This window comes from Gallalistipes aquisgranensis, from assembly GCF_014982715.1.
Classification (GTDB): Bacteria; Bacteroidota; Bacteroidia; order Bacteroidales; family Rikenellaceae; genus Gallalistipes; species Gallalistipes aquisgranensis.
Genome location: NZ_JADCJY010000001.1, coordinates 955,151 through 968,195, shown reverse-complemented (window position 1 = coordinate 968,195; position 13,045 = coordinate 955,151). Strand labels below are relative to the sequence as shown.

At 50.0% G+C, this 13,045-nt stretch carries 7 protein-coding genes; 1 reads left to right on the top strand and 6 read right to left on the bottom strand.

The window, feature by feature from the left end; genetic code table 11:
- Window positions 1–165 precede the first annotated feature (165 nt).
- The 6 genes from INF32_RS03615 to INF32_RS03590 all read right to left on the bottom strand — a co-directional run bounded on the left by INF32_RS03615 (window position 166) and on the right by INF32_RS03590 (window position 11,050).
- Window positions 166–2,253: an exo-alpha-sialidase gene (locus INF32_RS03615; RefSeq protein ID WP_226387049.1), complete on the bottom strand. Its 2,088-nt coding sequence runs from the start codon at window positions 2,251–2,253 to the stop codon at window positions 166–168.
- 17 nt (window positions 2,254–2,270) lie between these two features.
- Window positions 2,271–4,142, bottom strand: coding sequence for a fimbrillin family protein (locus INF32_RS03610; RefSeq protein ID WP_226387048.1), 1,872 nt, complete (start codon window positions 4,140–4,142; stop codon window positions 2,271–2,273).
- Window positions 4,143–4,177: 35 nt separating this feature from the next.
- Window positions 4,178–5,188 (bottom strand): DUF5017 domain-containing protein, encoded by a 1,011-nt coding sequence (locus INF32_RS03605; protein WP_226387047.1) that lies wholly within the window; start codon window positions 5,186–5,188, stop codon window positions 4,178–4,180.
- Window positions 5,189–5,201: 13 nt separating this feature from the next.
- Window positions 5,202–6,806, bottom strand: a complete 1,605-nt coding sequence (locus INF32_RS03600; RefSeq protein ID WP_226387046.1) for a RagB/SusD family nutrient uptake outer membrane protein — start codon at window positions 6,804–6,806, stop codon at window positions 5,202–5,204.
- Between the two features lie 20 nt (window positions 6,807–6,826).
- The gene (locus tag INF32_RS03595; protein ID WP_226387045.1) at window positions 6,827–9,868 is read right to left on the bottom strand and encodes a SusC/RagA family TonB-linked outer membrane protein; all 3,042 of its coding nucleotides are present in this window, start codon (window positions 9,866–9,868) and stop codon (window positions 6,827–6,829) included.
- A gap of 315 nt (window positions 9,869–10,183) precedes the next feature.
- Window positions 10,184–11,050, bottom strand: a complete 867-nt coding sequence (locus INF32_RS03590) for an alpha/beta hydrolase (protein ID WP_226387044.1) — start codon at window positions 11,048–11,050, stop codon at window positions 10,184–10,186.
- 401 nt (window positions 11,051–11,451) lie between these two features.
- On the opposite strand from INF32_RS03590, the gene INF32_RS03585 reads away from it, so the two are divergent.
- A complete protein-coding gene (locus INF32_RS03585; RefSeq protein ID WP_226387043.1) occupies window positions 11,452–12,789 on the top strand; it encodes a sigma-54-dependent transcriptional regulator in 1,338 nt (445 codons plus the stop codon).
- Window positions 12,790–13,045 lie beyond the last annotated feature (256 nt).

Genomic DNA, 13,045 nt, shown 5'->3' with positions numbered 1-13,045 from the left:
ACCACCGAGCAGTGTCGCAGCGTCGTACTGTCATACCCCAGGGTCGGTATTCGTCGTCCTGCCCGAGGTGTGATAACATTGGAGTGAGCGTTTCCTCTATCCGGACCTCGATTGAGATCGCAAACAAGGCCCCTATATGATTGACATATAGGGGCCTTGTTTAATTCAGTCGAGTCCTTCTGTCCTTATTTCGATTGTAGGATTGAACGTTGCCGCCGCCCGAAAGTTTTTCACCCGGAGAAAAGTCAACATGTTGGCATCGTGTTGACGCACGGGCAAACCCCGTTCCTCTTCGAATGCAGTTCGAACGACGGCAATGATATCGTCTCCGTCAAAAACCCAATCCAGATACTGGAATCCATGAAAAAACGGATTGTTACTGGAGATAAGTATATGTTCCGTGGTCCAGTTCCGCAAATCGGACGATGAGATCAGGGCGAGTCGGTTACGTTGCAGGCCGGCACTGATTCCCTTTGCATAGATACCGGAATGTTTTTTCCCTTTATCCTCGGGCAAAGTGGGATTGACTAAAGCCCAATATTTTTTACTCACGGAATCAAAGCCAATCGTAAACTTTTTACCTCCACCCGGAAAGTCAACGATATCATTCACGGGATCGAAAGCGATCGTCGAAGGATCTGATACTCGGATGATCGCCGCACGATCATGCAGGGGTTTAACAAAATTGCTTTCGTCAATACGGCTGACGATCACCATCCGGTTGTCCGGTCCTACAATGGCATTACCCTCTTCCCAATTGGCAAACGAATCGGGCTGCCATTCGTAAACCCACGTAATGGTATTTGACCGGGTCCAGTTGGAGGCATCCGTCAGATCAGAATCTACGGGAGCCGATATTATAAATGTACCTTTTTTTAATCCGACCGGAGCCGTATTGAATGCATGCCAGACTCTTCCATCATGAATCGTAACCGGGGTAGGGGCCGCCAGGAAGTTCTCGCCTGAGAACAGTGTAAAAAACGGACTCCAACTCACCCCATTATCAACTGACTTGCGAATTACGATGTTGTTTCCGGCCGAAAAATCCGTTCCCAACTGATACAATACCTTTCCCACAAGAAATACCTTATCGAAATTGATCGTCGCGTTGTCGTTACCATGGATCGGATTCCAAGTCAATCCGCGGTCCGTGGAGTGATAAAAGGCAGGCCCCCTTCCACCGAGCAATCCATAGGCCGAAGAGAGATAACTTCCGTCGGGAAGTATCACCAGATTGGGATTGGTCACCTTATCCGTTTTGAGCCGGGCGGCTTTGGCAATGACTGTCCCTGGGACAGAGGGTGGATCGTACACCTGTATCGCCGATCCGAATACAAGCGGAGAACCCTGCCCGGAATCCCCTTCCGGTACGAGAATCCATTCATAAGGCGTATCATATCGACGGCTGTAAATGCCATAATCCCGACCGCCGATGTTTAGCGTATTCCCGGTCGGGTTCCAGCCGGCAATGTCATCCGTCCGGTTGACCGCGACCAGCAGAGTGGCAGGCTGATCGCAGGCAACCTCTTTCACCCCGCGCAATTCTTTCAGGGACGTGGCATACCACATACCGGTTATCTCCGCAGGAATGTCTGCAAATAGCAACTTCGTATGCTGAGGATATATCTCTTTCCCCTCAGCGACGGACCGAATGTCGAGCAATTCCCCTCGAACGAAAACGGTCGGTGCACCCTCCAATCGGATCGAGGGAGCAATGGGAATAAAACCGCCAAAATAGGTATCGGACGGCTGAGGAATATCTATCTCCTGACCGGCCCGTACTTTCCGCGACCAGATGACCAGAGGATCGCCCGTTTCGGTACTTTCACGGATGATGTCCGGATCGTCCGGATTGTCGGGTGTTTCGATAGTCCACCCTTCAATATCCATGATCGGACCTCGATTGAGGCGGGTCATGACATAGATTCGGCCGGGCGCATCAAGCCTCATTTTACCTCCAGCCCTCACTTTTACCGGAGAAGTAGCCATATGCCACCCCCTAAAACGGGCAGGCAAATTACGGCCGACGACATATGCACGATCCGTATAAAGCGGGTCTTGGTCGATCTCTACAACTTTATATTGTGGATTGCCACCTGATATGGTCATCACAATTTCCGGCCGGACTGACGAAGTGTCGGAAGGAGAATTGCCTTCCGGCCGGAAGTCCTCCGGCTTGGTTCCGCTGCAACTCAGAACGGTTACCGTCATAAGCAAAGCCCAGCAACAGGTCAATTTATCTCTAGTATTCATACGACAACGTTTTTATTCTACTTTTCGACAGGTACGGTGATATAGGGTGCAATGGGTACAAATCCGCCGAACGAAGCGTCGGTCGTGTTACCCGGAATAGCAACCGGAACATTGGCTGCGGCATCGTACGACCAAAGAATCAATCCGGTCGGCTTCGCCGTCGTCTCATAGAAACTTTTAACATCGAATTCACCCGTTATCAGTTCGGTCACATTGGTCCACCCGGCATTCTGCATAGCAGCGATACGATTGAAACGAGTCAACAGGTATACCTTACCGGGGACTGGCGTTGTAATGGTTCCTGCAAGTTTCACTTTGGTTCCGGTAGTCGCCATCATCCAATCCGCATATTTGGAAGGAATACCCTGAACCGTTTGCGTCCGGTCCGTATAAATAGGATCGGTAGCCAGCATTTTAGGAACATACTCTGCTTCCGTGGACGAATGCACTTCGATCCATTGCGCATCCTCAGACCGCTCCGCCGACGTAATAACCGGAGCGATAATGGTCAGTCCACCGAAATAGCTGTCGATGAGAGGCGGTACGGGAATATACTCTCCTGCCCCGGCCAACTTCGACCACACGATCAAAGCCGTGGGCGTCGAAGTGTCTTCGTACAGACTTTGAACATCAGTATCGGACGAGGGGAGGGGAGTCTCATTCGTCCATCCGGCCTTCTGCATGGCTGCGATACGGTTGAACCGGCTGATGATATAGACTTTGCCTGCTGTCCCGGCATGTATCATACCCCCCAAACGCACATTATGGGGAGAGGTGGCCATCTGCCAGCCGGCAAATTGGGTCGGGATATTCTTAATGGTGTAATCTCTCGAGGTATAAATCGTGCCCGTTGCCATCGGGACGATTTTGTAGTCGGTGTCTATCGCCGAAGTGACCGTGATTTCCCTAACTTCTTCCGGAATTTCGAAATCATCGGACCGGAGCACGACACTGCGTGTATGGCATTTGTTGGACTTGAAAGTCACCGCATCTTCGATCACAGTCGATGCCTTTATCCCTCCGGCAGTAGTCAATACAAGTGTCAGCGAACCGGCATCGTGCATTCCGGGAAGAACTGTCAGGAAGATGCTTGTCTCTTCCGCCGAAGAGAGGACCGGATTCTCCTTAAATGTCATGCAAACACTCCCGATGCCCTCTGTAACATTGAAAGGGATAGTCTCGCACTCCTCCTCAATGGATGAGGTTAAGTCAATGTTCCCCTCTACACAAGTGAGGTTCCGGGTTTCCGAAGAAAGCGAAAGATCGGAAATGGAGACATCCTGCATTCCGGGCGCCAGTTTGATTTTCAACTCAACGACCGAAAAAACATTGTAAAACGACAAAGACACTTTCGATTCATCTCCAGCAACACGGCTCACCGGATTCGCTTTCATGAAACTGTACTTCCCAAGATGAGCCGTACTACCGGCCATTTCCTGCATCTGATCGGTCGCCAAGCTCATCGGGACCTTGGCCGCCGTCATTCCGTTTTCCGCTCCTTTGAAAGGGTAATAGGCATAGAACGTGTGAGAGCAAGCATACCTCCATTTCAAGTTCCGGGAAGCATCATGAGCCAAGAAATCACATTTCGAAGCGATTGTACCGGGAACGGCATCGTATCTGAAATTGGCTCCCAATTCGAGTGCATAGCCATCTTGAGGTATGGCTTCGGCAAAAATACCGACCGAATCTTCCTCCGTCCAGTCGGTCGTCAATACAGCGGGACCATCGGTAACCGTCGTACGGGTATCGACACCGAACGCTCCGAAGGTCACTTCAGAACCATCGGAAACATTTTTCATGGCCATATCGGGAATCTCCTTTGTGCAGGCCCCCAGCAAAAGGCATACCCCTACTGTCGAAAATATATTCTGATATAATCTGTTCATCGTTCAAACTTTTTGTATTGGACAAATAGACCGGCTTACCACTCCTCCTTTTCCGATGGAACGGTCTCTCCCTCCGCTTCCGTATCGGCAGCAGGATCGACTTTGACCCGGATCGTCACGGTCTTTTGTTTCCGCCCGTTGACAGCCCCATTCACGGCGACGAAAGTAACGTCGTACTCTCCGGCCCGATCGAACGTATATTCGTGACTACCGGGATATTCATCGACATAACTTTTGAGCGTAACCCCCGTATCCGGCCCCATATTGACCTCGGATGCCGGTTTGATCGCCGGACTTATGGCATACACCTCCCTTTCCGCAGCCGGCTGAGGACTGCATTTGAGACACAATCGAGTGGCATTGTTGTTGGGTCCGAAAGCGTCTTCGTCGAAACCTTCCCCGAAACGGACCATCTGCCAGTTAACGGTGGATTGATCCATCACCGTCGACACGCCTATTTCCGAAACCGCATTGACAGCAAAATCATAGATATAAACCACCGTCCGGTCGTTACTGCCTGTAAACGGAGCCACCTTATAATCGAATGCGAGAAAAACGACCTCCTGTTGTTGAGAGAAAATCTCACTCATGTCCAGCGTACCCGAGGGCGTCTGAGTCGATTCGATCTTCGAAGGGATAGTGAACTTATCCGTAATATCCGTCCAGGTCGCCGCACGTACGGCCTCCCGGGTGTACTCACCGGAAAAATCCGACGAATATTTGACTGAAAGAATATCTGAGAGCTGGTTCCCGCCTTCGAGCCGGGTTGAGAAAGAGAGGTTCAGGAATGCCGGATAAACCCGAGGAATATCGTGGTAATCATAGGAACTACCATCCTCCCCCGAAAAGAAAAGCAGGTAATCGGAGTGGCCGTTCAGATAGAAACGCACCGGTTCTCCCTCTGTCACGGTCGTTTTGGAAGCAGTCACCGACAATTCAGGAGCCGATGCCGTTCTCTCCTTATCGCAGGAAACGAGCATCCCTGCCATCATCAATGCAAAGGTCGGGAACAGGACCCGTCTTATTTTCCTTCTGTAATTTTTCATTGTCTGCAAGATTTTACCAACCGGTATTCTGTACCAGTTTTTTATTAACTCCGATCTCATAAGCCGGAATGGGCCATACCACATCCCGGGCGGAAACATTGCCGAAATATGCATTGGCATACTTTTCCCACACCATACTCGAGGGAACAGTCGAATGAATATATCTCATCTGATCGTTGTACATACCCCATCGTACCAGGTCGTCCCTGCGCAATAATTCATAAGCCAGTTCCCGGGCCCGTTCATCCCGGATTTCATTCATGAACTCCGTGTCCGAAACCCATTCATAATCGAACTCTCCCGGCACATCGACATCAGTTCCGTGCCCTCTGCGACGAACCATGTTGAAATAATCGAGGGCCGCATCGTCCTGTCCGCGATCACGTTCGGGATTGCACAAATGCGCCTCGGCATACATGAGCAACACATCGGCATAGCGTAACACAGGGAAATTGATCGCTGTTGCCATCCCCGCCTTGCTGTTGGAAACCTCATACTCACGACGGAATTTACCACAGTAGCGAATCCACATATTACTGCCTTCCGCCATGTAATTCTTTTGGTCGGAATTATTGACATAGGTAAAATTTCCAATACACCAGTCACGACGCAGGTCGTCCCGGTCATAAAGATGATAGGCAAAATCCGTCGCCCGGATAATGGCAATGCACTGTCCGATGGGTGAATTGACCGACGAGGCGATACCCGTATTACGGCCGACACGACCGGCAGTATAATAAAGTCCGGTATTATCTCCCCAGTATTCGATTTCAAAAATACTCTCCTTCGGGTCGTAAATATCCCGTGAATAGTTGATGAAAATCGAATCGTATTTGGGATTGAGCCGATGCAATCCGGTATCGATCACCTTCTTCGCATACGTTTCTGCCTCGGCATACATTTCGGTTATCCGAAGCGGCTCTCCGGCCATGGAGAGACAGACCCTCGCCAGAATACCCCAGACGGCTGACTGGGTGACATGTCCTCCTCCCTCGACCGCAGAAATCGGGCGGACCAGATCACCCGCTTCCTTCATGTCCGCCACGATTTTACGATAAACCGTTTCAGGTGAACTCTGAGCGACCTGCAGATATTCGGGATCGCTGGTAGGAGGAACGTCCAGGATAAGAGGGATATTCCGGAATTTATTCACCAGCAAAAAATAGGCATAGGCACGAAGAAAAAGGGCCTCACCCTTAATGTATCCCCTGCGGGTCACATCCATATCCACCTTGTCGACATTCTTGAGCAACAAATTGGCCCGGCTGATCACAACATACAATCGTTTCCAATATCCGAGTATTTTGGCATCCGACACGGTAATTGTATTGAAGGCCACCGTGTTCATGTCAGTGGACTGGGTACAGTAACCCAAATCAGCGGTCAACCCCATACGTCCCTGGAACATATCTCCATACAGATCGTTACTAGCCAACTGACGGTAGCATCCGGTCAAGGCCATTTCGAGCTCCTCTTCGTTTTTGAAAAATTTGTCGTATTCGATCAAGTCCTGAGGTTCCACATCGAGAAAGGAACAGGAGGCGAACATCAGCATAGCGCCTGCCACCACCGCCAACTTACAACACATATCCGATATGAAATTCTTTCCGATATCCATGATATTCCCTTAATTTAAAATTAGAAATTGACCTGCAAACCCAACATGAAAATCCGGTTACGGGCGTAGGATGAATAGTCGAACCCGGGGGTCAGGGCTGTGTATTTCGTCGAAACCTCGGGGTCCAGCCCGGAATAGTCCGTCCAAGTGAACAGATTCTGCCCGGAGACATAAACTTTAGCGGATTCAATTTTGATCTTTTTCAAGAAAGGCTTCGGAATATGATAGGCGAGTTGTACCGTTTTCAACCGGAGATACGATCCGTCCTCCAGCGTACGGGTGGAGTAGATTCCCCGGGGCCCTTCGCCGCCAGCCCGGAAATTCGGGGCATCCTGATTCTCGAATGTCCAGCGGTCGGCATAGGATGCGAACTGATTGATATTGGCGTGCATGGCATTACCCTCCAGCATCAGCCGGTTGGCATTCATAATCATATTGCCGTAACTCCATTGGAAAAACACATTGAGCGTAAAATTTTCATACCGGAAATTGTTGTTGAATCCGCCCGTATGAATCGGGAGCGCACGCCCGATCACAATCCGGTCGTCGTTATTGATGGTCCGGTCGCCATTCTGGTCCACGTATTTGATATATCCCGGCTGAATGGTTTCGCGCGAACTTCCGTTGGTAGCAATCGTCGGTTTGAGTTGGTACACGTTTCGGGCGATTTCATCGAAATCACTCACCTGGTAATTTCCGTCATGAACAACCCCGAAAAAGGAGGTCATCGGTCCGCCGACACGTGTGATATAGAGAGGGGTGTTGTTGAAATCTCCTGTAAAATTGACATACGAGAAGAAATAATCCTGCCCGTCCGCCAACGCAAGGACCTTGCTGCGATTGAAAGCGATATTGAAATCACTCGACCATTCGAAATTTCTCTTTTTGATGTTAACCGTATTCAACGTTATTTCCAAACCGTCGTTACGCACTTTTCCCACGTTACGCATTGCAGTAGTCAATCCCGAACTGTAAGGAATGCGGGTATTGAGCAGCAGATCCCGGGTCGTTTTCCGATAGACGTCCGCGGTGATGCCAATCCGGTCGTTGAACAGCGAGAGATCGAATCCCAAATCCGTCTGTTCGGTCGTCTCCCAAGTCAGGTCGGGATTGTCGAATCCCCGGATAGACAAGCCTTTGGAGGGCGTGGCATTGTCGAACGAATAAGTATCCGTTATGTTGACGCCACCTTTGGAAGCGTAACTCCCTACGCGGTTGTTGCCTGTCCGCCCCCAACTTACACGTATTTTCGCATCGGAAACCACTTTCGACTTGCGCAGGAATCTTTCGTTTTTGAGCCGCCAGGCAAAAGCCCCCGACGGAAAATATCCCCATTGATTGTCATGGTCGAATTTGGACGATCCATCGGCACGAAATGAAACGGTGAACAGATATTTGGACCGGTAAGAGTAGTTGACTCGTCCCAAAAACGACATCATCCGGTATTCGGACGGCGCAGCGGAGGTCTCGTAAGGAACGCCGTTATCTATACCGCTCATACCCAATCCCTCCCAGGGAATCTGCTGGGTCTTGTAACCATAACTCTCGTTAGTCACGCTTTGAAGGGTAAAGCCTCCCACTGCCGAGATCACATGCTTGCGCTTGATCGTTTTGGTATAATTGATCGTATTTTCATTCAGAAACTGCTTCATCTGAGCATTGTTGAACAGGCCATTCACACCTTTCGTACTTCCGTAACCCGTATAACCGGCATACGTCCAATGATTGTAAAAACGCTTATCTGTCAGATTCCGATAAAAATAACCTCCGCTCACATTGAGAGTCAGCCCGGGAAGAATTGTCCAGGAAATTTTCGCATTAGCCTGCAGGGTGTTCCGAATCGCGTTGACCGATTCGTTTTCATTCGATTTGATCGGATTGAGCAGACCGAGCGACGAATCATCCTCGAAGGAGTCGTCCAGGGTCAGTCCGTCGAGCAGTACGGGACGAAAGGTCCATACCCGATACATCATGTAACTCATATATGAGTTCGACGATGATGCCTCGGTCGAAATCGTGCTTCCCGAAGTCTTTTCGGATGTATAGGAAAAATTGAGATTGACTTTCAGATTCCGGGCGATCTCCTGGTCGAACCGGAATCGACCCTGATAACGCTTATACCCGGAATTCTCAATAATCCCGTTCTGGCCGGAGTAGGAGAGCGATCCGGCATAGCGAGTCTGCCGGTTCCCCCCGTTCACCGACACGGAATGGTTTTGAATGGCTGCCGTGCGGAAAAACATATCCTGCCAATCTACACCCGGTACTGTACGGTAATCCTCCAACGTTCGGTTCTGGTTTTCGAAAAAAGTGGTGCCGGTGTTGGGTATCAGCTCCGTAATGTATTTGACATAGTCGTAAGGATTCATCAGTTCCATCATTTTGGACGGTGTCTGGAATCCATACGACCCATTGTAGGTTACTTTGGCTCGTCCGGCCTTGCCGCTTTTAGTCTCGACAATGACCACACCGTTGGCGCCCCGGGAACCGTAAATGGCCGTAGCGGAGGCATCCTTGAGAATATTGATCGAGGCGATATCTGCAGGATTCAACGAAGAGGCCACGAAATCCTCCATAGGAAATCCGTCGATCACATAGAGCGGCGAATTACTTTGGGTCAGCGAATTGGCACCCCGGATAACGATATTCATGCCGCTGCCGGGCTGACCGTCATTACTGGAAATAACCACGCCAGCCGCACGTCCCTGCAAAGCCTGATCGAACGATATGACCGGAGCTTTAGCCAAGTCGTCCATCTTGACGGTGGAGATTGTTCCCGTCACATCTTTCTGACGCTGTTCACCATATCCGATCACCACTACATCGTCGATCTTCATCTGATCTTCTTTCAGCGTAATGACAAACGATGTCGCATGACCGACGGGCTTTTCAACCGGGACATAACCGATCATACTTACCACGAGGACATCGGTGGGAACGGCTTTGATTTCGAAAGAGCCATCCTTTCCGGTCACCTCGCCCCGAGTGGAGTTTTTAATCAGTACATTCGCCCCCACGACAGGGTGATTTTCACTGTCCACCACTTTGCCTTTCACGGTCACCGGGCGAGATGTCTGTGCATACGCCCTCATTCCCGATCCGGCATGGACGGCAAACAACAACAGAAGTATGAGCCCACCAAAAGAGCGCATACGTCTTTTGCATCTGTTCAGATTCATCATAATTTAGGTTGCATTTGAGTTAGTTCGTTCTTTTTTAAATCCTGCCGCCTATGATCGTTCAATGCCTAACATACAAGACACTTAACCACCAAAAGACAGAATAAAAAGCAGTTTCTTTTCAAAAAATCGGTATAAAACTCCCTCATGACGGCAGGAAACCAGCCGTCAGATATCCATCCTTGCAGTTATTGCAAATCAGTTATTCTGTCTTTCGAGCCACCCGGAAAGTAGGGCACGGAATTCCGCGCGGTGAGCGAAACGATCCCGGAAACTCCAACCGTGTCCGCCGGTAGGATAGAAATGCAGTTCGGCAGGGACATTATGGGCTTTGGCAGCTTCGTAGAACTGAACGCCGTTGGCAAGATTGACCGTTTTGTCATCTTCGCTGAAAACGATGAACAACGGAGGCGTGTCGGATGTGACCTGTTTTTCGTTCGAATAGAGATCAATCAACTCCCGGGAAGGATTCTCTCCCAAAAGCTCCTTGCGTGAATTCTTATGCGTATATTGTCCCATCGTAACGACAGGATAGACCAACACGGCAAAAGCCGGACGATTGGCTGCGGAGGTAAAGTGTGTGGCTGCGGTAGAGGCGAGATGCCCTCCTGCCGAAAAGCCCATGATTCCGATCCTGTCCGAATTGATATGCCATTTACGGGCATGCCTGCGGACGATTTCCAATGCGGTCTGTGCATCCTTGAGCGGTATCTGGTGATGCCCGTTGGGCATACGGTATTTCAGAACGACAGCAGTAATTCCCAGGGAATTGAGCCAGTCGGCCACCATGAATCCCTCGTGGTGAATAGCCAGTGCAGAGTAGCCGCCACCGGGACATACCACGACCGCCTGACCGTTCGCTTTTCCTTTTTCGGGAAAGCAGACGGTCAGCGAAGGATCGCAGACCTGACGCAGTTGCGTAAAATCCTTTATCCAACATTCCCGTGTAAGTCCGTTACTCTCGGAAGGGCCATGCGGATACAGTTTCATCACAAGCCGATCCCCCTGCGCATGGCTCAACCCGGGAACCAACGCACACAACAGTAAAAGTAGTTTTAAATTCATATCATTCAGTTTATTAGAAAGAAATAGAATTCAATCGCCTAATACAACTAAAACGTTTTAGCAAATTTATCTAAAAAACTTCACCTTCCTATGCTTCCCATACCGTGCCACACAGATGATTGTTACTGAATAAACTTATCGTCCATTGAAGCGGAGTCCGCATAACAACCGGACAATCTTTTAACACTTTTGCAAGATATTAAAATCGTTTTAGCAAACAAAATTATAATAATAAAATATCATTGTAAAAATGAAATAACGCTACGTTGATTCTAAATTTTATCACTCCCGGTAACATATTCCTACTGGCGAAAATCCGAACCGACGCACCGTGAAACTCCGGCCTTTCTTTCAAATTGCGGATTATTTCTCTTACTTTTGCAGAAAAGTGAACGGGAAGCATGGCGAAAATTCTGATTATCGACGACGAGACTCAACTGAGAAAACTGCTGGCGCGTATCATCGGACTGGAAGGGTATGAGATTATCGAGGCTTCGGACTGTGCTTCGGGATTGAAAATGCTGCGGCAACACAAACCGGATGTCGTACTCTGTGACGTGAAACTGCCGGACGGCAACGGTGTGGAAATGATCGGTCGGATCAAGGAGGAATCACCTGACTGCGAAGTTATCCTGCTGACAGCATACGGCAATATTCCCGATGGGGTACAGGCCATCAAAAACGGCGCTTTCGACTACATCACCAAAGGGGATGACAATCATAAAATCTTACCGTTGCTGAGCCGTGCCACGGAAAAGGCAATGGAACAACGCCGGGCTCTCCAGACAGACAGCGATCTTTCCCGTGAACTCTCTTTCGAACGGATCATCGGTTCGTCGGACACTTTGCGAAAAGCGGCCGAACTGGCACGCAAAGTCGCCGCGACGGACACGTCCGTGCTTCTGACCGGAGAGACCGGGACCGGGAAGGAGGTCTTCGCCGAAGCCATCCATCATGCCAGCCGCCGCCAGAAAGAGGCTTTCGTCGCGGTCAACTGTTCGGCATTCTCCAAAGAGTTGCTCGAAAGCGAACTATTCGGTTACAGGGCCGGCAGCTTCACGGGAGCGGCCAAAGACAAGAAAGGTCTTTTCGAGGAGGCGAACAAGGGAACCCTGTTTCTCGATGAAATAGGAGAGATGCCCGTAGAATTGCAGGCGAAATTGCTGCGCGTACTCGAAAGCGGGGAATTTATTAAAATAGGGGAGACCCGCCCCACGAAAGTAGACCTGCGCATCATCGCAGCCACGAACCGCAACCTCGAGAAGGAGATCGGGGAGAGTAATTTCCGGGAAGACCTTTATTTTCGCCTCTCGGTATTCCGCATCCATCTGCCGCCGTTGCGGGAGAGGAAGGAAGACATCGCCGAATATGTCCGCTTTTTCGCCTCCCGTTTCGCCGACAAAATGGGTAAACGGATCGACACGATCGGAAAAGATTATCTCTCGACCCTGGAGCGCCACTCCTGGCCGGGCAATGTCAGGGAATTGCGCAACGTCGTGGAACGCAGTCTGATCATGGCCGAGAACCATACGCTTTCGGCAGAGTGCCTTTCGCCCGAATTCCACACGATACACGGCTCCGATGCGAATCCCGACTCGCTCGCGCTCGAACAGATGGAACGACGCCACATCCTCAAAGTACTGGAATACACCAAAGGCAACAAAAGCGAAGCTGCACGTCTGCTGGGTATCGGTATCGCCACGTTATACCGCAAACTGGAAAGCTACGGGATGAAATAGATCTCCGTCCTATCATTTCAGAAAGGCTGTCTTATCATTTTGATAGGACAGCCTTTTCTGTCGGCACATCTTCTAAATGCATACAACACTAATAATCACACAATTAAATACCGGAATAGATTTCTGGCACACCCTTCGTATTCTCTGCGCCGCAAAACCAAACAGAGGATCGGATATGATGATCGTGTTATTGATACTCCTATTCTGCGGTGCGTTCTATGCGCTCGGACGCATGCTGTGCGGTTTTGTGAAAATG